17 protein-coding genes are annotated in these 21266 nt (G+C 52.2%); all 17 read left to right on the forward strand.

The features are described 5' to 3' along the window. Positions 1-2 precede the first annotated feature (2 nt). The 17 genes from AC0YOB_RS02870 to AC0YOB_RS02950 all read left to right on the forward strand — a co-directional run bounded on the left by AC0YOB_RS02870 (position 3) and on the right by AC0YOB_RS02950 (position 20744). Positions 3-2177 carry an NHLP family bacteriocin export ABC transporter peptidase/permease/ATPase subunit gene (locus AC0YOB_RS02870; protein ID WP_475791463.1) on the forward strand — a complete coding sequence of 725 codons (2175 nt, stop codon included), beginning with the start codon at positions 3-5 and terminating at the stop codon, positions 2175-2177. Between the two features lie 21 nt (positions 2178-2198). After that, positions 2199-5114, forward strand: a complete 2916-nt coding sequence (locus AC0YOB_RS02875) for an NHLP bacteriocin export ABC transporter permease/ATPase subunit (protein ID WP_475791464.1) — start codon at positions 2199-2201, stop codon at positions 5112-5114. Between the two features lie 61 nt (positions 5115-5175). Continuing rightward, the gene (locus AC0YOB_RS02880) at positions 5176-5589 is read left to right on the forward strand and encodes an NHLP leader peptide family RiPP precursor (RefSeq protein ID WP_210043888.1); all 414 of its coding nucleotides are present in this window, start codon (positions 5176-5178) and stop codon (positions 5587-5589) included. A 29-nt stretch (positions 5590-5618) separates the two neighbouring features. Next, on the forward strand, positions 5619-6014 hold the full coding sequence (locus tag AC0YOB_RS02885; protein WP_475791465.1) for an NHLP leader peptide family RiPP precursor: 396 nt from the start codon (positions 5619-5621) through the stop codon (positions 6012-6014). 123 nt (positions 6015-6137) lie between these two features. After that, positions 6138-7433, forward strand: coding sequence for a dicarboxylate/amino acid:cation symporter (locus AC0YOB_RS02890; RefSeq protein WP_475791466.1), 1296 nt, complete (start codon positions 6138-6140; stop codon positions 7431-7433). Then, entirely contained in the window at positions 7430-8344 is a 915-nt protein-coding gene (locus AC0YOB_RS02895; protein ID WP_475791467.1) for a GNAT family N-acetyltransferase, read from the forward strand. Before AC0YOB_RS02890 ends, AC0YOB_RS02895 begins: the two co-directional genes overlap by 4 nt. After that, a complete protein-coding gene (locus tag AC0YOB_RS02900) occupies positions 8341-10596 on the forward strand; it encodes a beta-ketoacyl synthase N-terminal-like domain-containing protein (RefSeq protein ID WP_475791468.1) in 2256 nt (751 codons plus the stop codon). Before AC0YOB_RS02895 ends, AC0YOB_RS02900 begins: the two co-directional genes overlap by 4 nt. Further along, complete coding sequence (locus tag AC0YOB_RS02905; protein ID WP_475791469.1) at positions 10593-10886, forward strand: phosphopantetheine-binding protein; 294 nt, start codon at positions 10593-10595, stop codon at positions 10884-10886. Before AC0YOB_RS02900 ends, AC0YOB_RS02905 begins: the two co-directional genes overlap by 4 nt. After that, on the forward strand, positions 10883-11626 hold the full coding sequence (locus tag AC0YOB_RS02910) for an SDR family NAD(P)-dependent oxidoreductase (protein WP_475791470.1): 744 nt from the start codon (positions 10883-10885) through the stop codon (positions 11624-11626). Before AC0YOB_RS02905 ends, AC0YOB_RS02910 begins: the two co-directional genes overlap by 4 nt. Beyond that, on the forward strand, positions 11623-12351 hold the full coding sequence (locus tag AC0YOB_RS02915; RefSeq protein ID WP_475791471.1) for an SDR family oxidoreductase: 729 nt from the start codon (positions 11623-11625) through the stop codon (positions 12349-12351). The genes AC0YOB_RS02910 and AC0YOB_RS02915 overlap by 4 nt, the downstream gene beginning before the upstream one ends. An 87-nt stretch (positions 12352-12438) precedes the next feature. Then, the gene (locus AC0YOB_RS02920) at positions 12439-13356 is read left to right on the forward strand and encodes an ABC transporter substrate-binding protein (protein ID WP_475791472.1); all 918 of its coding nucleotides are present in this window, start codon (positions 12439-12441) and stop codon (positions 13354-13356) included. A gap of 214 nt (positions 13357-13570) precedes the next feature. Further along, positions 13571-14527, forward strand: a complete 957-nt coding sequence (locus tag AC0YOB_RS02925; RefSeq protein WP_475791473.1) for a carbohydrate ABC transporter permease — start codon at positions 13571-13573, stop codon at positions 14525-14527. A gap of 15 nt (positions 14528-14542) precedes the next feature. Continuing rightward, the gene (locus AC0YOB_RS02930; RefSeq protein WP_475785275.1) at positions 14543-15385 is read left to right on the forward strand and encodes a carbohydrate ABC transporter permease; all 843 of its coding nucleotides are present in this window, start codon (positions 14543-14545) and stop codon (positions 15383-15385) included. An 85-nt stretch (positions 15386-15470) separates the two neighbouring features. After that, complete coding sequence (locus AC0YOB_RS02935; RefSeq protein WP_210043878.1) at positions 15471-16982, forward strand: ABC transporter substrate-binding protein; 1512 nt, start codon at positions 15471-15473, stop codon at positions 16980-16982. 24 nt (positions 16983-17006) lie between these two features. After that, positions 17007-18371 (forward strand): sulfatase family protein, encoded by a 1365-nt coding sequence (locus tag AC0YOB_RS02940; RefSeq protein ID WP_475791474.1) that lies wholly within the window; start codon positions 17007-17009, stop codon positions 18369-18371. 6 nt (positions 18372-18377) lie between these two features. Then, positions 18378-19370, forward strand: coding sequence for a LacI family DNA-binding transcriptional regulator (locus AC0YOB_RS02945; protein ID WP_475791475.1), 993 nt, complete (start codon positions 18378-18380; stop codon positions 19368-19370). A 30-nt stretch (positions 19371-19400) separates the two neighbouring features. Then, complete coding sequence (locus AC0YOB_RS02950; RefSeq protein ID WP_475791476.1) at positions 19401-20744, forward strand: sulfatase family protein; 1344 nt, start codon at positions 19401-19403, stop codon at positions 20742-20744. Positions 20745-21266: the final 522 nt, after the last annotated feature.

Consider the following 21266-nt stretch of genomic DNA (forward strand, 5'->3'; position numbering starts at 1 on the left):
AGGTGAGTGCACCCAAACGCGTCAAAACGCCGACCGTTCTGCAGATGGAAGCGGTGGAATGCGGTGCGGCAGCTTTAGCGATTATTCTTGGCTATTACCGAAGCTATGTTCCTCTGGAGGAGCTGCGTGTGGAATGCGGTGTTTCAAGGGACGGGAGCAAAGCCAGCAATGTGCTGAAAGCGGCAAGGAAATACGGGCTGACGGCAAGAGGGCTGAAGAAGGAGCCGGAGGCGCTCCGCAGCATGAAGGGGCCGATGATTATTCATTGGAACTTCAATCACTTCCTTGTGCTCGAGGGCTTCAAGGAGAACCGGGTTTTTCTGAATGATCCGGTTTCGGGACCGCGGGTTGTCACTTATGAGGAATTCGATAAATCCTATACCGGCATTGTTCTAAGCTTTGAGCCGTCACCCGAATACAAGCGCCATGGCGAGAAAACGGGTATTGCCGGGTCTCTCAAGAAACGGCTGAAAGGCTCGGAAACGGCGCTGCTTTATGTCATTCTGGCGGGACTTTTCCTAATCATTCCGGGACTTGTCATTCCCACTTTCACCAAAATGTTCATCGATAATATACTGCTCGGAAATAATCAAAGCTGGCTGATCCCGCTGCTGGTCGGAATGGCCATTACGGCATTCGTCCGGGCGGCGCTGACCTGGCTGCAGAGATATTACCTGCTGCGGCTCGAAACGAAATTTTCGCTTAGCACGTCCAGCGCTTTTTTCTGGCATGTGCTGAGGCTTCCGATGGGATTCTTCTCGCAGCGCTTCAGCGGAGAGATTGGTTCGCGGGTGATGATCAACGACCGGGTGGCACAGCTGCTGTCCGGCGATCTGGCGGTCGCCGCATTGAATTCCGTAATGATTGTCTTTTATTTGATCCTGATGTTCCAGTACAGCATCATCCTGACCCTGCTGGCTGTTGCAACGGCTCTGATAAACGTGGTTTTTCTGCGCTTCGTTGCCAGGCAAAGAGTCGATCAGAATATGCGTCTGCTTCAGGAAGGCGGCAAAATGCAGGGCGTTACGATGAGTGGTCTGCAAATGATCGAAACGTTGAAATCAAGCGGTTCCGAATCCGATTTTTTCGCAAAATGGTCCGGCTACCAGACGAAGCTCCTGAATTCGCAGCAGCAGCTCGGCGTCTCCTCCGGTATGCTGAGCGCCTTGCCCGCTTTGTTATCCGGCATAAGCTCCGCGGTCATTCTGGCGGTCGGCGGTTATCAGGTCATGGATGGCGTCATGACGATCGGTATGCTGGTAGCCTTCCAAAGCTTGACGGCCAGCTTCATTGAACCGGTCAATAAGATGGTCCAGCTCGGCAGCTCCCTTCAGGAAGCGGAAGGCGGACTCAAGCGGCTTGATGATGTATTAAACCATGATGTGGACAGACAGATCGCAGCAGCGGCCGAGCTTTATCCCTCGGATGAGGAAGAAGCGCAGCCGAAGAATGCCAAGCTGGCAGGGTTTGTTGAATTGCGCAATGTAACCTTCGGTTACAACAAGCTGGAGGGGGCGTTGATTGAGAACTTCAGCCTGCAGCTGAAGCCTGGCTCGCGTGTTGCCCTTGTAGGGGGATCGGGCAGCGGGAAATCGACAATCGCCAAATTGATTGCCGGCGTTTATGCGCCATGGTCGGGAGAAATTCTGTTTGATGGAATCAATCGCGATGAATTATCGCGCACATTAATCAGCAACTCGCTTGCGGTAGTCGATCAGGATATTCATATGTTTGAAGGCACCATCAAGGATAATTTATCGCTGTGGGATTTGACGATACCGGAGACGGATATTGTCCGTGCCGCCAAGGATGCCTGTATTGATGATGATATCAGCTCGCGGAGCGCCGGTTACGATCACGTGCTTGCCGAGGGCGGCGGTAATTTCAGCGGCGGACAGCGGCAGCGTCTGGAAATTGCCAGAGCGCTCTCCGGCAATCCTTCGGTTCTTGTACTGGACGAAGCGACAAGCGCGTTGGATCCGAAGACGGAACAAATCGTGGATACCAGCTTCAGAAGAAGAGGCTGTACCTGTATTATTGTCGCGCACCGGCTGAGCACCATCCGCGATGCGGATGAAATTATTTTGATGCAGCGGGGAAAAGTGGCCGAACGCGGCACCCACCATGACTTACTGCTGAAAAACGGCGCCTATGCCAGACTGATACAGGACCACTAAAGCCGGAGGGGGTGAATGCATATGGATCGGACGGATAACGATATCTTGGAGCAATGGTTTATAAAAAATGGGGAATGGATCGAGCTTGAAGGCAACAAACCGCTCATCGTTACGGATGAAACGTCGCTTTGGCTCATTATGAGCGGATCTGCGGATATTTTTGCCGTTGCCCTGCAAGGCGGTGCAGTAACCCGGCAGCCGCAATTTTTGTTCAGCCTGCAAGCAGGGCGATTCATCTTTGGTTTCCATGAAGACGTTGCGGAAGCATCCGCAGGCATGCTCATTGCCGGGTTGTCCGGAACGCAGCTGATCCGCATGGACATGTCCTTATTTCTTCAAGCGAATTCCGATCATTCTGTTCACATGGCAATGGCGGATTCGATTGATAAGTGGGTCCAGGACTGGTCCTCCGCCCTGAGAAGGCTCAACAACGCAACAAATTTTATCGAGCTTGAAGCGGTCAGTCAGCTGGCAGCTGCCGAGGGAGCTGTCTTTCGTTCGGCCAAAGTGCTGTGGATTGAAATGCATGCCGGAAAACTCCATTGGATGGATGATGAAAGATTTGCCGTCGTGCAGCCGGGGATGACTATGCCTTTGTCCTCCATCAGCTGGATCTCGGCCGCCGAACCATCCGTAATTTCCGCATACGGCACGGCTGAATGGCTGAATAAGGATGCCGAATGGCGCGGATTATCCGAATTTCATCGATTGCTCTACCGTTGTCTGCTTGATAATCGCAGGTCAGAGGGAAAAGTCGAGTACGACCGTCTGAAACGGAAAACGGAAAATGATCATGCCGTCATGGATTCGGCTTTGAACCGTTTGGCAGCCGTTACAGGAGCATCCCGAAAAAAAGCAGCCGCTGAAACGGGCTCCTCCACCGACCTGCTGTATATCGCCTGCAAGATTGTCGGCGAATCGCTCGGCATGGCAGTAAAGCCGGTTGCTGGAAAGAGTCTGCATAAGCTGCGCGACCCTGTGGGCCATATTGCAAAAAGCTCCGGATTTCGTTCCCGCCAGGTAATGCTGAAGGATGATTGGTGGCGCAGCGATAACGGACCCCTGCTTGCCTATTTGGAGGAAAACAAACAGCCCGTTGCTCTGATTCAGAAGAATGCGTCGACCTATATTCTTGTCAATTCGGCGGACGGCTCGGAACAGACCGTAACGGAAGATCTTGCCCGCAATATCGCACCGGTCGCGTTTATGTTCTATCGACCGCTGCCAACCAAACCGCTCTCCGTTATGGATATTATCAAATTCGGCTCACACAAAACGATCAAACGGGACTTATATATCATGGTGTTCATGGGGATTGCCGGAGGATTGCTCGGCATGCTGGTTCCCATAGCCAACGGCATCCTGTTCGATTCGATTATTCCGGCTTCGGAGAAAGGCCTGCTTCTGCAGATGGGGTTGATCCTGCTGTCGGTCATCCTCTCCATGTCCTTGTTCGAATTGACGCGCTCTATGGCGATGCTCAGAATCGAAGGGAAGATGGGGGGATCCATACAGGCGGCGGTATGGGATCGCCTGCTCAATCTGCCTGTTTCCTTCTTCAGGGATTATTCCTCCGGCGATTTGGCTTTGCGGGCAAACAGCATCAATACGATACGTCAAGCGGTATCGGGTGTGGCGCTGACGGCGATATTTTCCGGCATATTCTCCTCCTTTAATCTGCTTTTATTATTTTATTACAATGTCAAATTGGCTCTTGTGGCCACGGTTATGGTCCTGATATCGATGGCCGTTACGCTTGGAGTCGGAATTCTGCAGGTCAAGCGGCAGCGGGTGTTGCTGGCGGTTCAGGGGAAAATTTCAACGACGGTTCTGCAAATCATTAACGGCATCAGCAAATTCCGCATGGCGGCGGCCGAGAAACGGGCATTTTTCCTGTGGGCCAAACAGTTCGGGGAGTTAAAAGAAACCGCGTTCCAAGCCAAGACATTGACGAATCTGCATGCGGTATTCAACGCTTTTTTTCCGGTTATTACTTCGATGACATTATTCTATATTATGGCTTCCGGCGGGGGTGCAATGAGTCCCGGCAAGTTCATCGCTTTTTTCTCCGCTTTCTCGGCTTTTCTGGGGGCGATGATTGCAATGTCGACGGCGGTTGTCTCGATTCTGAGTATTGTTCCGCAATATGAAAGAGCCAAACCGATTCTCCAGACGGTTCCCGAAGTACACGAGGCATTGGAAGATCCAGGCGAACTGACAGGCGCTATTGAAGTCAGACATATTCGCTTTCGCTATAGAATGGATCAGCCCTGGATTCTCAATGATCTGTCGCTCCAAATCCGCCCGGGCGAATTCATTGCGCTGGTTGGCGCATCAGGCTGCGGGAAATCAACGCTTCTGAGGCTGCTGCTCGGTTTTGAGAAGCCGGAGTCCGGATCGCTTTATTTTGACGGGCATGATCTCAAAACACTGGATGTCCGCTCCGTGCGGAGTCAGTTCGGCGTTGTTCTGCAGAATGGCAAGGTGACCGCCGGCGATATTTATTCCAATATTATCGGTTCTGCGAACCTGACGATGGAGGAAGCCTGGGAATCGGCGCGAATGGCCGGTTTCGATGAGGATATCCGCCAAATGCCCATGGGCATGCATACGGTAATATCCGAAGGCGGCAGCACGTTATCCGGCGGGCAGCGCCAGCGTCTGCTTATTGCCCGGGCGATTGCCAGAAGACCGAAAATCATCCTGTTCGACGAGGCGACCAGCGCCCTGGACAACCGCACGCAGACGATCGTCAGCCAAAGCCTGGAGAAGCTGCACGCTACACGGGTGGTCATTGCCCACAGGCTCAGCACCATTATGAACGCCGACCGCATCTTCGTTCTGGAAAAAGGGCGGATCGTTCAAGCGGGGTCTTACAGCGATTTAATGAAACAGGACGGATTGTTCGTCGAATTGGCCAAACGGCAGCTTGCGTAGTTCATCTCTCGTTATCATAACGAGTCATGATAAATATCATATTTTACAGGAGGAAACAATCATGGCATGGAGTAAAGAAGCAGTAGCAGAAGCGGTAAACAAGGTGGGCGCAAGAGCAGCTACCGATCTGGAGTACAGAAATTTATGCGTGACCAACATTCACGAAGCCATTCAGCAGGAAACAGGCCTTGAAGTGCCGTCTAGCTTCAAAATCGGCGTGCTTGACCAATCCAGCTATTCCTTGAGCATTGTCCTGCCTAAAGTTCAACTGGCAGACAATGAATTAACGGAAGGCGAACTCGACAGCGTTGCAGGCGGAAGCAAAGACGGAGCTACCGATTTCTTCGAAGGACTTGCAGGCGGAGCCGCTTCAATTATGGGCGCCGATAATACTTATGCGAACAACTCCGAAGGCGTTGCCGGCAATATCATTGGTCAAATCGTGGCATCTCCTTATCTCATCATCGGCAGCTAATCCAAACTTTCCAATCGGAGGAATCATACATGGCATGGAGTAAAGAAGCAGTAGAAGAAGCAGTAAGCAAAGTAGGCGCAAGAGCCGCTGCCGACCTGGAATATAGAAATTTATGCGTGACGAACATTCACGAGGCGATTAAGCAGGAAACAGGTCTTGAAGTGCCGTCAAGCTTCAAAATCGGCGTGCTTGACCAATCCAGCTATTCCTTGAGCATTATTCTGCCCAAAGTTCAACTGGCTGACAGTGAATTAACGGAAGCCGAGCTCGACAGCGTTGCCGGCGGAAGCAAACAGGGAGCCACTGATTTCTTTGACGGCTTGGCTACAGGGCTGAGCGGCAATTCAGGCTCTAACCAATCTGCTGAAGGCGAAGCCGGGAATGCGATAGGGTTAATCGCAACAATTCCCATGATCTTGTCTTAATATTGTTGTGAAGCGTCACTTGATATGCGGAGAGAACCTCAGATTTTTGAGGTTCTTCTTGTGATTTTTCTCCTGCAAGCTATTCATCGTGCCTAATAAAAATATAGTGGGTGTGTTATCCGTATGCGGTGGTTAAAATCGATTTGGACGATAGTAGGAAGCATCGCGGCAGGGGTCATGATCGGGATTTATCAGCCTCAGCTGGCAGAACAGCTTGTCCCGTACGGTGGATTGTATTTGTCATTTCTTAAAATGTGCGTCATTCCGATCATGGTCACGGCCATTGTGTCCAGTGTAGGCAGATTGTTTATGTCGACAGGCTCGAATAAGGTATTGAATAAAATGCTGCTTGTTTTTATCGTTGGGATGCTTGCAGTCAGTGTGCTGGGAATTACGGCAGGACTGCTCGGCAAGCCGGGCGAAGGCATTTCTGCCGGCAGTAAAACGGTGCTTGGCACGATTGTTCTGGATAACGAATCTTCCTCCGCAGATCAAGCAGACACGGCCTCTGCCAACGGTTTGATGGATTTTATATTCAAACTGATCCCGGATAATATATTTATTGCGCTGACTCAGGGCAACAGCCTGCAAATCCTGTTTTTTTCCGTGGTGGTGGGCATCGCGCTCGGTTTGCTGTCCGTTCATACAGGCGAACATTTTCTCTCTCTCGTGGATTTGATGTTTAAAGTCTTTCAACGGATTATCTCCTGGTCGATGTATGTGCTGCCGTTCGGGCTGCTATGCATTATGGCGGGGCAGATCGCAAGCACAGGGGCAGATCTCTTGCTGGCTATGGTGAAGTTCATCGCACTCGCCTATACGGTAGCGCTTGTTCTCATGATTGCAAGCGGCTGGATCATGGCGGCGAAGCTGAAAATTTCTTTAATCCGGGCGCTGAAAGGCATGAAGGAAACGCTGATTATTGCTTTCGGCACGCAAAACAGTATCGCAACCATGCCCTCCGCACTCGATTCGCTGCGCAAGCAGTTCAAGCTTGACTCCGACTCGGTCAATTTGGTCGTTCCGCTTGGGGTTGTCCTGTGCCGGTACAGCATGGTGGTGGTGTATTCACTGGGCATTATCTTTATCGCCCAATTGTATGGGGTTACGCTGGGATTGCAGGATTTGTTCATCATCATGGCCGGAGCGGTGCTTGCTGCAGTTGCCGGAGCCGGGACCCCCGGTATCGTGGCGATTGCGATGATTTCGCTGATTGCCGATCCTCTGAACCTCCCCTCCAGCACGGGTATTATTCTGCTGATGGCTGTCAACCCCATTATCGATCCCATTCTGACAACGGCCAACATTCATCTCAATAGTATGGCGGCGGTTCTGATTGTGGATAAAGCGGAAGACAGCCAGACGGAAGCAGCCGACTATGATCCGCTGCCACTGGGCAGCAGCGGTACTGCATCATGAGCGGCTGGATGGAGAACCGCTACAAAGTGAAACAGCTGGAAGCCGGCGATGCCGCTGCATATGGGCCATTAACGTACCAATATGTGCTCCCGCTGCTGCGTGATTCGCAAGAACATCCAAGCTATACCGCAATCGGAGCAGAGATGGCGGAGGGGGCGGAAGCTGCCGGATTAATCGTTATTTACCGCCAGCCGGGAAGCGGTACAGCCGAAGTCGTCTCTCTGTTTGTAAAGCCGAATTACCGCAGAATGGGAATCGGCGCCGCTCTTCTGCGCCAAACGGAAAAGCTTCTGCTTCGTGCAGGAGCTACGCGGATCCGTTTTGTGTATTATGCGGGGAACCGGATGAAGCCTGCTGTGGAAGCTTTTTTACAGCGTAATAACGGGTCTCCTCCCGCATTGGAAGGAAAGGTATACACGGTCGATACCCGCATCGCCGACGCTCCGTGGCTGAAGAAGATTGAACTGCCGCAAGGACTGCAGTCTTTATTATGGCGCGAGCTGGACAGCGGAGCCAAAAACAGATTAAGAGAAGGCGGCGGCTTTCCGCGGTTTCTATCGCCTTTCAAACCAAATCTGCAATTGGAAGAAAGCAATAGTCTCGCCATGATGGCAGGAGAAGAAATCTCGGGATGGTGCATGACGTACCGGATTGCCGAAGATACGATTCTGTATGACAGTGTCTATGTTCAGGAGCCCTACCGGTTATATGGCTGCGCCTTTATTCTGATGGCGCAATCCGTCCTGCTTCAACTGGAGCGGCAGATTCCGTTTGCGAAATTTGCCGTCAATGTCGAGACCCCTGCCATGCTGAAAATGCTGGATCGCCGGCTGGCTCCGTATGCATGCCGGATCGTTGAAAAAAGAGCAGTCTGCATCACACTTGCACATCAGGGAGGAACGATTAAGTGACCAAGGGGAGACAGCGCGTTGCGGTAACGGGAATGGGGATTCTCTGTGCTCTGGGCAGCAGCTTTGAGCAGGTTTTTGCTTCCATGAAGGAAGGAAGAACAGGCATCGGAGAGATGCAGCGTTTTCCTACCGATAAATTTCACAGCCGGATCGGAGCGGAAATCCGGGATTATAACCCGGATGATTACTTCTCGGCATCCGAGCAGCAGCAGGTTGATCTTTGCGCGCAGTACGCCATTGTCGCCGCCCGGAATGCAATGCGGGGCAGCGGAATCGTCACTGGCGGCAATGGGGCGGAGCGGACCGGTGTCGCGCTGGGCACCTGCAATGGCGGTATTGTTTCACTCGAAGAGCAGTGGACGGTTGCGGAGCTGGACGTGGCAAGAACGGCCCGCTACCCTTTCTATCAGCAGGGTGACGATGTTGCGCGATATTTTCAGGCGACGGGGCCGGTCGTTACGATGAATACCGCATGTGCGGCAAGCGGCAACGCGATCGGCTACGCCTACGATATGATTCGATGGGGACATGCCGATGTGATGCTGGCGGGCGGCTCCGATCCGATGTCCCATTCCGTTTATGCCGGATTCAATGTGCTGCGCGCCTTGAATCCGCAGCCGGCATCGCCTTTCGCAAGCCGGTTTGGTCTTAGCTTGGGGGAAGGAGCGGCTTTTGTTGTGCTTGAACCGCTGGATATGGCTATTTTGCGGGGAGCAACGATTTATGCGGAGATTTGCGGATACGGCCTAAGCAACGACGCGTATCACGAGACAACGCCTGACCCTGAGGGGAAGGGAATTCAAATCGCGGTGAACATGGCCCTGGCTAACAGCGGAATTGATCCGTCCGCAATCGGCTATATCAATGCTCACGGCACCGGTACGCAAGCCAACGATCACGCTGAGATTTCCGGTTTGCGGGCCGCATTCGGCGACAAGCTCGGTGAAATTCCGCTTAGTTCCAGCAAAGCGTACTTTGGCCATAATCTGGGAGCAGCTGCAGCTATCGAGTTCACCACTTCCTTGTATGCCATTCATCATCATTTGCTTCCCGCTGCTTTGCATTATGACAAGCCGCGGCCGGGCTGTGAAGACATCCGCATCGTAGCCAATGATATGATGGCGGGAAGACCGGATTATCTGTTAAACAATAATTCCGCTTTTGGCGGACATAATGCTGCGATCGTCGCCAAGACCCGCTATTCGGAGAACGAGCCGAAGCGGATCGAAACGGACCGTCCTTTACGAAGAATAGCGGTCGTGGGAATCGGCGAGGTTATCGGGGAAGGCGCAGACGGCAGGGCAGGAGCCTCGTCATTCCAGCTGAAGGATTTTGATAAAGGCTTGTATGAGAGAAGAATGAACCGCCTCTCCCAGTTCAGCATAGGAGCAGTCAGCCTGGCGCTGGATGATGCGGGGTGGAGCCGCGAAGCTGCCGCCGGACAAGATACCGGATTCATATACGGAACTTCACGGGGCAGCACGGAGAGCATCGGCAAATTTCTGGGCAGCGTGTTCGGCAGCGGACCGGAGCTGGCCAGCAGCATCTATTTTCCCCATACCGTTATCAATTCAATATCCGGCAAGACGGCCGAGAAGATGAAGTTGAAAGGCTTCAGCAGCTCGCTCAGCACCGGCGGCACGGAGGGGCTTATGGCATTGATTTATGGCTGCGGCATTCTTCGCGACGGTGTTCATGACCGGGTGTTGGTCGCCGCAGGCGATGAGTTTTCCGAGCTGTCGGATAAAATCGATAGGGCCAAGGGGCTTGCGGAAAGCCGGTTTCACATGACTGAAGGCAGCCTGTGCCTGGCTTTATGCGACCTGGATACAGCGCAGCAAGAGGGGAAACGCGTCTATGCGGAAATGCTGGGCGGCGGGATGGCATTTGGCGATTTGGCCCGATCCATGACCGATGCCATCCGGAATTCCGGTTTGCGGCTGGGGCAGATCGATGGGGTTCTGATCGATTCCGCCGGGAGGCCGGGCGAATTGGAAGAACAAATGCGCATCATTGAAGAGCTGTTCGCCGGGTGCGGGACTCCGGTAACCTGCTTGAACGAGAAGACCGGTTACGGCGAATCGATCAGTTCGCTCACCCCGGTCAGTACAGCAGCGCAGTGGATCCATGCCGGCTCTCAGCTTGGGATCCAGGGACAGAAGCGTGATTACTTCCTGACCGTCAGTATAGCGATCAATGGAAATACGGCTGCAGCGGTGATCGGCCGGATTAAAGAGGAGGAGAACAAATGAACGAGCAGGCTTATACTTTGGAACAGATCAAAGACGTGGTCAAACGGAAGCTGATTATCGAGCGTCTGGAAATGGAAGACATCACGGCAGAGGATATCGATGACGAGATGGAGCTTTTTGGCGACGGGCTCGGACTGGATTCGATCGAGGCGTTTGAGGTGATGGTTGGTATGGAAGTCGTTTACGGCGTGAAGGTTGAAGGCATTCCCATCGACGACCTGAAAGTTCACTTGAGATGCGTCAATACCATTGCCGCTTTTATCGACAACCGCCTTCGTGAGAAAGCATGAAGCTGCGTAATCAGGTAGCAATTGTGACAGGTGCCACGCGGGGAATCGGCAGAGCGGCATTCGAACGCTTCGCGGCGGAGGGAGCGGCGGTGATTGGCGTATATGCCGCGAATGTGGACCTGGCGCAGCAATTGCTCGGCAAGTGGAACGGAAATGGAGTGCCGCTGAGGATGGTTCAAGGCTCCGTTGACGATCCGGGCTTTGTACGTGAACTCATTCTCGAAGTGGTGCGGGAGTTTGGCCGTATTGATATTTTGGTCAACAATGCGGGAATCGTGCGCGACAGCTTGGCGGTGATGATGCCAATCTCTGATTGGGACGACGTGTTTCGTACGAATTTCAATGGAACCCTGCTGTGCGCTTCGGAAACGATTCCCGTCATGCTGCAGCAGCAAAGCGGTAGGATCGTCAATGTTGTATCGGTGTCAGGCATCTACGGGCGGGAGGCGCAGACGAATTATGCGGCTTCCAAGGGGGCCGTTATCGGCTTGACCAAAATGCTGGCCAGGCGCTACGGCCGGGAAGGCATCCGAATCAATGCGATCGCTCCAGGCATGATTGAAACGGAAATGACGGCGTTGGTGCCTTCAGGGAAAATGGAAAATTTCATCAATCATACCAACATGGGGCGCATGGGCACGGTCGAAGAGATTGCGGATGCGATCTTGTTTTTGGCTTCAGGTCAATCGGAATACATATCCGGGCAAGTATTGAAGGCGGACGGGGGATTCCTGCGATGACCAGAACCATTTTTATAACTCAGGGAAGCCATAGAATCAATCGCCTGATTCTCGAGTGTCTGCTTGAGAGAGAGTATCAGGTATGCCTGCAATTTACCAAAAGGCAGGATGCCGATGAGTGTCTTGCCGATATTTCTGCGGATTGCAGAAAACAGCTTTATATCGTTTACGGCCATGCGAATGAAGCATCTGTTATGATCGATCAGGCTGTTTCCCGTATGGGCAGTCTGGATTACTTGATTCACGGGGTGGACACGCTCAATGAAGAGGAATTGTTTGAGGCCGAGCCGCTTGCCCTGGGTACCTATACGGCCGATTTATTTCGCGATATTTTCCTGTTCAGCCGCAGCAGCGCAGCGCAAATGGCCAAGAACAAACAGGGACATATCGTATTTCCCCTTATGGCGGATGCGTTATATTATGACGGTTACCCGTCCTCTCCGATTAACAACCTTGGCAAGCTTGCTCTAATGAAATCTCTTGCCAAAGAGTTTTCGCCTTTCCGTATTGCCGTCAACGCCGTTACATTGGGTTATTACGCCCCGGAAGAAAGCTTGAACAGCAAGGAATTAAAGCAGCGCCTGGAAATTCACGCCTTAAAGCCATTGCTCCCCGGGCTGAAAGAGCTGGTATCGGCTTCAATCGATATGCTGTTTCAGACAAAATCACACTTGGTAAGCGGACAGAACCTGCATGTAGGTCACGGTACCGATACATTCATCTGATGGAGAAACTATTCTTGATTGCCGGCATAGGCATGGCAACCAGTGCGGGAGCGATGATTGTCATAGAACGGGAGGACTGGATGAGCGATGAACAAAATGTTGATTCCGCTGTTGGGGATGTTGGTTATCTGTTTAATGACAGCTTGCGGCAGCCAGCAGAATCCCCAAGCAGGCGCAGGGCCAAAGAGCGGAATGGAATCCGCCGGTCCCCGGCCGGCTGCTGCCGTGAAGGTTGAGGTTTCGCAAGAGGAACTGGCGTACTATGCCCCGGGAATGAAGAAAATCTATGAGCGTGGAAAGCTGCGTGTAGCGATGGTCTCCACGGATCGGGAGCCCTTCTTCTATGTCGATGCCGACGGCAAGCTTACGGGCAGCGATGTGGATATGGCAACGGACATTGCCGCCAAGTTCGGGGTAGAGGTTGAATTTCTGCGAACCGCCCAATCCTTCGATGAGGTTGTGAATCAGGTGGCGTCGGGGGAAGCGGACATTGCCGTTTCGAAGCTGAGCGCCACGTTATCCCGTGCGAAGAAGGTACTCTTCTCACAACCGTATGTTACCCTGCGCCAGGGACTGCTTATCAACCGGCTGAAGGCGGCGCAGCTGGGCGGCTCAAACCAGAATTTGCTGACTTTGCTTCAAACCGCTCCGCTGAAAATAGGCGTTATCTCGGGAACCTCCTATGTCGGGTTTGCCAAGGAATGGCTTCCTAAAGCAGAGATTCACCAGTATGAAACACCTCCCAAATCCATGGATGGAGCGCTTCAGGGTGAAATAGATGCAATCTTCTATGATGAATTGCAGTTGAAGCGATTAATAGAGAGCAACCCCAAATACTCCATTGAGCTTCAGCTCATGCTGATTAAAGACCAGACCGATCCCATCGCCATAGCCGTACCGCCAAACGATATGCAAATGCTCGCATGGGTGAATCTATATCTGGAAACCAACCGTCCGATCACAGACGGACTCCTGCACAAATACGATATTGGTGCGGAGAAATAGGGTAATAAGTCATGGTTGACTCCCTCGGACCATGTTGCTATAATCAATTCATAGTATTCAACTTGGTATAATTTAATATTCTGTTTACCGGACCGCCGGAGACACGTGATTATTATAAGCGTAGTCTCTTTTGTTTTTTTTCGGTACTGTACCGGAATAGTTTCAAATGTGGCCCTATATCCTAAGTAATGCATCGATGGAAAGGAGTCGTGGTATGGACAATGCAGCGAGCGGGGGGAACGGCAGGGGTAAGAGAATGAGGATTCATTACCAGACTCGCAAGCAGTTATGGTGTTTGCTGTTTATAGCGCCGCAGCTTGTTCTGTTTTTGTTGTTCACCTTGTATCCAATCATTATGAGTTATGTGTATGCCTTCTTCGACTGGAGCGGCTTCGGCAGGCTGGATGATTATGTGGGTCTGGACAACTTCAAGGAAACCTTGTATGACCCTATTTTCTGGAATGCGTTCGGCAACAGCCTGAGCTTTATGCTGTATGTTGTTGTCATTCAGGTGCCTCTGGCGTTATTGATGGCTTTGCTGCTTAATGCGCAGTGGATCAAAGGGAAGACGGTTTACCGGGTGATTTATTTTCTGCCGGTAGTAACGACAACGGCTGTGGTCGGTTTGGTCATGCGTTTTATATTCGGAGCGTACAAGGGACTTGTCAACGAGGTTCTGATGCGGCTTGGGCTGTTGAGCGCTCCGGTAGACTTTCTCGGCTCCATCGATACCGCCTTTTTTATAGTCGTACTGGTCGGCATCTGGAAAAGCTTCGGAATGAAGCTGATCTACTGGCTCGCCGCCATTCAATCGCTGCCGAAGGATGTGTTCGAAGCGGCCAAAATCGACGGGGCAGGCCCTCTTCAAATGCTCCGTTACATTACAGTTCCGCTGCTGCTGCCGGTCGGAAGCGTCATTTTGCTTATGTCGGCCGTCAATGCCCTTCATGTATTTGATCTGGTCAAAGCGATGACGGACGGCGGTCCCGCATTCAAGACGGATATGGTGGATGTTTATATTTACCGGTATGCCTTCTCGGGTTCAGGAGAAGCCAGGGTCGGCTTCGCATCGGCTGCCGGCGTTCTCTACGGCATTGTGGTTATGATCATATCGCTCGCTTTGGGGCTGTTCGTCAAGCTGACCGGAGGCCGCAGAAACGGCAGCGTATAGATGGAGGAGACCAATATGACAAAAAAAATGAAAAAGCGGTCGCCGCTGATCCTGTTGGCTCATTTGCTGCTGATTGGCCTCGGCATCGTGTGGATTTACCCCTTCCTGTGGATGATCCTGGCTTCATTCAAAACCAACACCGAGTATATCAGCTCCGGAATTTCATTATGGCCGGAACACTTCCAATTCGGAAACTATAAGCGCGCCTGGGACACGGCCCAATTCTCCGTTTATTTCTGGAACACCGTGCTGATTACGGTCGCGGTCGTCGTGATTGTGGTCGCTGTTTGCTCTATGACCGGCTACGCGGTCGGACGCTACCGCTTCAGGGGGCGTTTGATATTCATGTCCGCGATTACCGCAACGATGTTTATGCCGCAGGGCTACACGATCATTCCGATCTATACCCTCATTAATCAGCTTGGATTGAATAATACCCTATGGGGTGTCATTCTGGGCGAGGTTGGCGGAGCCCATGTGCTGTTCATCCTGCTGTTTGTCGCATACTTTCGCGGACTGCCCAAGGAGCTGCATGAGTCGGCTGAGGTCGACGGCAGTGGTTTCTTCCGGACCTTTGCCCAGATCCTGCTGCCGCTGTCCAAGCCAATCATCGCAACAACGGCTATTATGCAGTTTATGTTCACATGGAATGCTTTTCTGATTCCGCTTGTATTCACACTCGGGAAGCCTGAGCTGCGAACGCTTGGGGTCGGGATGTTCCAGTTCGTCGGTGAAAATTCGATGGACTGGACAGGAATGGCGGCGGCGGCCAGCATTTCCCTTGTTCCCATCCTCGTTGTGTTCCTGCTGCTGCAGCGTTATTTTATCGAAGGTGTCTCAGGGGCCGTAAAGGCTTGATGGAGCGGTGGCTCAGCGTTTGCACACGCGAAAGTCTGCTTTCTTACGGCGCCGTTAATAAATTTTAGATGGAGGAACAACGAACATGAGAAAATATAAGTGGAAATCGATATTGGCCCTTGCATTGGGAACGGTCATGCTCCTATTGGCAGGCTGCTCGAAGAATGCGCCGGAGAATGCGCCGAATAATGCTGCGGCGGCCGGAGACGGCGGAGAAAAAGTGATCTCGGTATGGGGCTTAAGCGATTTTCTGAAGGGCGACGAAAGCCCTGGCCAACGCATGATTGCGGAGTTCAATGAAAAATACAAAGGAAAGATCAGGGTGGAAGGACGTTACATGCCGGCCGCCGAATATAATACAGCGATACAAGCCGCGATTACGTCCAACGATATGCCTGATATTTTCCAGACGCCGTCCGGCTCCGATATCCGTACCTTCGTAGCCAATGGGCAAGCGATGCCTTTTGACGGGCTGGTGTCGGATACGTGGAAGGACAATTTTGTTCCGGGAAGCTTCGCCGAGGGCGTGAATGTCATTGACGGCAAAACCTACAGCTGGCCGCTTACCGGCCCGCAGCTGAACTATATTCTGTACTACAACAAGGACGTACTGAGTCAGGCCGGCCTGGACCCGGAGAAACCGCCTGCAACCTGGGACGAGCTGACGGCAATGGCCAAGACGGTAACGGACAAAGGCAAAGGCGACGTGTTCGGATTCGTCTTTGGCGGCGGAGAGTCCGGCGTCACGAATTTTGTCAATGCTTTTGCTGCTGGTGTAGCCCCGGAGGAGTCGGGCGGATTTAACTATAAGTCCGGAAAATATGCTTATGATGGCAAAGCGACGCTGGATTCCTTCAATCTTCTTCAAAAGCTGAAGCAGGACGGCAGCATTCTGCCTTCCTCTTATACGATGAAGGGGGCGGAAGCAGCGACCCTGTTCGGGCAAAATAAAGCGGCTTTCCTGATTGACAGCCGGGCCCGCATGTGGCTGGTCAAACGGGATACACCGGATGCGAAGTTCGGTCTGGCGGCGGTCCCGACTCCAGGCGGCAGCAAACCGACTTACTATTATGTGCCGGCCAATCCTACGGGCTATATGATTTCGGCTTCAACCAAGAATGCCAAAGAAGTCGGAACCTTTCTGGAGAATGGATTCACGGGTCCGATGTTTTACGAGAAATATTTGAACAGCGGCGTGGCGCTCACCCCGATCGAGAGCATCAATAATAACGCGTCATTGTATCCATATCCGGAGTTCGATACCTTCATTCAGCTTCATAAGGACCTGCTCAAGGTAAGGCCTGATTATGCAGTGAGAAATCCGCTGACGGCCCAGGTCATCGTGGAGCTTGGATCCATCGATCAGCCGAAGATCAAACCGGGATTTAATGATATTCTCCAGTCCTTGCTGTCGGGTGCCCAGACAGACCCGCAGGCTCAATTAAAGGCTTATACCGATAAATTGAACAAAGGACTTGGCGATGCGGTCGACAAAGTGAAGGCATCCGGCGTCAATGTGGGATTGAATGATTTTGCATTCCCGAATTGGGATCTTGCCAAAGATTACACGGCAGATGACTATAAAGCTTTGAAATGATGACAAGCTGGAGGGGATCGGAAAATGAGCAACAGCATCCTATTGATCTCGGATGAGCATAACCCTTTTTATTCGTCCGTTTACGGCCACAGCTTTCTCCGTACGCCGAATCTGGAGCGCTTGGTCAGGGAGGGCACGTTGTATGAGAATGCCTACTGCCCATCACCGTTATGCTCTCCGAGCAGATCCGCGTTCATGTCCGGCAGGCGCGTGCATGAGCTGCAGGCTTACAGCAACTGCAACGTCGGGCTTCGGTCCGATTTTCCGACATATGGAGAAGTGTTGAAGGAACAGGGCGTCTACACGGTTCACTTCGGCAAAACGCATGTGTATGACCGGGCAGAAAATCTCGGTTTCTCGGAAATACATTACAGCAAGGACGTGAAGCAGCCCGGCGATACCAACTTTGTCCGCCGCCCGCTCGCCATCCGCGGGGATGCCGCAGAACGGGCACAGGGCTTCGGCATCAAGGAGACAGCCTTTGACGACGATCTGAAAGTGATGAATGCTGCGCTGGATTGGCTGAAGCATGACGCGCCTGCCTTGAAGCAGCCCTGGAGCTTGACGATCAATCTGTTGAACCCTCATTTTCCCCAATGGAATACGCAGGAGTTCTGGGATCTGTATCCCGAAGGCGGGGATTTGCCGCGCTACAGCAAGGATGAGGACAGCGCCAGGCATCCATATGCCCAGGATCTGCGGGATCACTTCCAGACTGATCTGTTCACAGAAGAGCAGGTGCGCGGACTGCGAAGAGGGTATCTTGGCAATGTCAGCTTTATAGACCGGCAGCTTGGCAGGCTTATGGATGCCATGCAGGAGGGCGGCTGGAATGACAATACGAATGTCATCTACACCTCGGATCACGGGGAGATGCTCGGTAAGTTCGGCATGTGGTGGAAATGCTCGCTGTTTGAGGATTCCGTGCGAATTCCGTGCATTGCGGCAGGTCCCGACTTCGTCAAAGGAGAACGGGTGACAACGCCGGTAGATTCCCACGATATCCAGGCTTCCTTATTCTACGCCGCCAAGGCGGACAGACCGGACAATTGGTCCGGTCAGCCTCTGCAGACGATTCCTGCGGAGGACTGCGAGAGAGTCGTCTTCTCGGAATATCATGGGCACGGAACCCGCGGAGGGGGATATATGCTCCGTAAAGGGGACTGGAAGCTGATCTTCAACATCGATGCGCCCAATCAGCTTTTCCAGCTTCGCGACGATCCGGATGAGCTCTATAATATGTATGGCGAACATCCCGGCAAAGCGGCTGAGCTTGAGAGCGAGCTGCGGCGCATCTGCACGCCGGAGCTCGAAGACGACAGGGCTCATGAATTTCAGCGGGAACAGCAGCGGATTCTGCAAGCAGAAGGTCATTTGCCGGGGGGTTAAGCCGTATTGAATATCAAAAAAATCGCAGAAAATTGCGGGGTGTCCGTCTCCACCGTTTCCCGGATTCTGAACAACAAGCCGGATGTGAATACAGAAACCCGCGATAAGGTCATCCAATTCATGAATGAGCACGGATTTCGGCCTACTGTGGTCACGAACCGCCAGGATACCATCGGTATTATAACTCCCGCTATTTCCTTTCCTGAATATATGGGAGAATTGATGAACGGAATTATGGAGACCGCATATTCGCTGGATATGCATTTGACCCTAATCCCTTACGCAGGCAAAGCACTGCATGAATCCAAGGATATCGCGCACTTTTGCCGTTCGGCCGGCCTGCAGGGGCTATTGGTTATCAACCCGCCGCTCAAGTCCGGATTGCCCGACTCCCTCGTCCAATTCGGCATTCCGCATGTCGTGCTTGCCGCATCGTATCCGGACTCCAATATTACCTGGGTGGATATCGACAATGTCGGCGGCTGCCGGGAAGCGGTGCGGCATCTCATCCGGCTTGGGCATAAGCGCATTGCTTTGTTCCATGCCCCGATCCTTCATCCCTGCGACAGGGATCGGGTCAATGGCTACCAGGAGGCAATGCTGGCAGAAGGCCTGCAGGTTGATCCGAATTGGATACAGGAGCTTGATCCCCGTGAGGACCAGCTGCAAACCGTCAAACATATGCTGCAGGAAGCCGGGCCGACGGCTATATTCTGCACGACATACAGGGGAACATTGGCTGTCAGCAGTCAGCTGCAAAAGCTGGGGATCCGGGTGCCGGACGGGATCTCTCTGGCGGGCTTCGGGGATTATGCGGTATCGCCCCTCATGAATCCTCCGATGACTACGGTGCATCAGCCGATTTACAGCATCGGCCAAACCGCAGTAACGGCTTTCGATCAATTGCTCCGGCAGAAAACCTATAAGAAAATCCAGACGACACTGCCGACAAGATTAATTGTCAGGGATACGACAAAAGAAGCTTCGGGATTGTCATAACAGGCCACCGGGCCAAAGGAGCAGCTGACTATGAGCAAACAAACCCGTCCAAATGTTATTGTTTTCTTCACAGACCAACAGCGCTGGGATACAACAGGCGTGCATGGCAATCCGCTGGGTCTTACGCCCAACTTTGACCGCATGGCGCAGGAAGGAACGCATATCGCCAATTCCTTTACATGCCAGCCTGTGTGCGCACCGGCCCGGTCATCTCTGCAGACCGGTAAATACGCCACATCGACCGGCTGCTACCGGAATTCAATTCCGCTTCCGGAGGACAGTCGGACGCTGGCTCATTACTTCTCCGGCTCCGGTTACCGCACAGGGTATATTGGCAAATGGCATCTGGCTGATGAAGAGCCCGTTCCTGCGGGGAAGCGGGGAGGCTATGATTATTGGCTGGCATCCAACCTGCTGGAATTTACTTCAGATTCGTATGACACCGTCATGTACAACAATGACAACGAACCGGTCAAGCTTCCGGGATACCGGGTGGATGCGATAACGGATGCCGCCATACGTTATATCGACAAGCATCAGGAGGATCCGTTCTTTTTATTCTTGTCTTATATAGAGCCGCACCACCAGAATCATCTGGACAATTATCCGGCGCCGATCGGCTATGAGAGCCAATATACAGGCAAATGGACTCCGCCGGACTTGACCGCATTGGGAGGAAGCGCTCCCCAGCATCTGGGCGGCTACTACGGCATGGTCAAGCGTCTGGATGAAGCTTTTGGCCGATTGACGGATACCCTTCGGAGTCTGGGGCTGTCCGACAATACCGTTGTTCTGTTCACCTCCGATCATGGCTGCCATTTCAAAACGAGAAACAGCGAATATAAGCGCTCCTGCCATGACAGCTCAATCCGGGTGCCGACGGCTATCACCGGTCCCGGATTTAAAGGAGGCGGGCAGGTGCAGCGGCTGGTCAGTCTCATCGATCTTCCGCCGACGCTGCTGGATGCAGCAGACATCCCGATACCGGCTTCTATGCAGGGCTCGTCCATACTTCCGGCAATCAGGAAGGTCGAGGAAGAACGGCCGGATGATGTTTTTGTGCAGATCAGCGAGTCGCAGGTGGGGCGTGCGCTGCGCACCCCACGCTGGAAATACAGCGTATCCGCTCCTGACAAGGACGGGTGGGAGGACAGTGCCTCGGATACCTATGTGGAACAGTTTCTGTATGATCTTGAAGCGGATCCTTACGAATTGACCAATTTGATCGGGTTCGACTCTTATGACCGTATTACCCGGGAGCTTCGCGGACGGCTCACAGAAAAGATTTTACAAGTCGAAGGATACGCTCCCGTTATTATCCCGGCGGAAACGAGGCCTTCTGTGCAGCGCCGTATATCGATACACGAGAAATAAACCTGGTTGTGACGCTGAGACAAGCTCGGCGAGCCATACCCCAAACAAATGAGCCTCCGGACTGCCGGGGGCTTATTTGTTTGGGGTAATTTGCCATCGCCGGGATAAAAACGGCATATGGCTGTCCGCTTCCAAATTACCAGTCATTCAAGTGATCCCGAAAATAGATGAAAACGCTCTTTTATTATATTTGAACTGGAGAAACGAGATGATATTGAGGCTTTTTTCTTTATGTTATATAAAATAACATGATCTAAAATTATATAGACTATATTTAGAGGAATCGAATGAATGGAAATTGATGAAAACGGTTGTATGTGGCGAATTTAAACGGATTTTTAAAATTCTTCTCTATTAAAAAATCTCATATACATCATATAATTTATGTGATATATTATGACAATATAAAAGGAGATGGTAGAAAACATGACATAATAGGGGCGGTTTAAAAGAGTTGTTCCGGATTGATTTGTCGAACTTGAAAAACGTTATTTTTTATTACATTAAATGAGGTTGACGTAC

This window comes from Paenibacillus sp. JT31N17, from assembly GCF_056269255.1.

Excerpts from the sequence above, each read along its gene's own strand:
- AC0YOB_RS02930 (WP_475785275.1), top strand. The coding sequence starts at position 14,543 with ATGACAAAAAAAATGAAAAAGCGGTCGCCGCTGATCCTGTTGGCTCAT.
- AC0YOB_RS02935 (WP_210043878.1), top strand. The coding sequence starts at position 15,471 with ATGAGAAAATATAAGTGGAAATCGATATTGGCCCTTGCATTGGGAACG.
- AC0YOB_RS02925 (WP_475791473.1), top strand. The coding sequence starts at position 13,571 with ATGGACAATGCAGCGAGCGGGGGGAACGGCAGGGGTAAGAGAATGAGG.
- AC0YOB_RS02950 (WP_475791476.1), top strand. The coding sequence starts at position 19,401 with ATGAGCAAACAAACCCGTCCAAATGTTATTGTTTTCTTCACAGACCAA.
- AC0YOB_RS02890 (WP_475791466.1), top strand. The coding sequence starts at position 6,138 with ATGCGGTGGTTAAAATCGATTTGGACGATAGTAGGAAGCATCGCGGCA.
- AC0YOB_RS02915 (WP_475791471.1), top strand. The coding sequence starts at position 11,623 with ATGACCAGAACCATTTTTATAACTCAGGGAAGCCATAGAATCAATCGC.
- AC0YOB_RS02885 (WP_475791465.1), top strand. The coding sequence starts at position 5,619 with ATGGCATGGAGTAAAGAAGCAGTAGAAGAAGCAGTAAGCAAAGTAGGC.
- AC0YOB_RS02905 (WP_475791469.1), top strand. The coding sequence starts at position 10,593 with ATGAACGAGCAGGCTTATACTTTGGAACAGATCAAAGACGTGGTCAAA.
- AC0YOB_RS02895 (WP_475791467.1), top strand. The coding sequence starts at position 7,430 with ATGAGCGGCTGGATGGAGAACCGCTACAAAGTGAAACAGCTGGAAGCC.
- AC0YOB_RS02875 (WP_475791464.1), top strand. The coding sequence starts at position 2,199 with ATGGATCGGACGGATAACGATATCTTGGAGCAATGGTTTATAAAAAAT.
- AC0YOB_RS02880 (WP_210043888.1), top strand. The coding sequence starts at position 5,176 with ATGGCATGGAGTAAAGAAGCAGTAGCAGAAGCGGTAAACAAGGTGGGC.
- AC0YOB_RS02910 (WP_475791470.1), top strand. The coding sequence starts at position 10,883 with ATGAAGCTGCGTAATCAGGTAGCAATTGTGACAGGTGCCACGCGGGGA.
- AC0YOB_RS02920 (WP_475791472.1), top strand. The coding sequence starts at position 12,439 with ATGAACAAAATGTTGATTCCGCTGTTGGGGATGTTGGTTATCTGTTTA.
- AC0YOB_RS02940 (WP_475791474.1), top strand. The coding sequence starts at position 17,007 with ATGAGCAACAGCATCCTATTGATCTCGGATGAGCATAACCCTTTTTAT.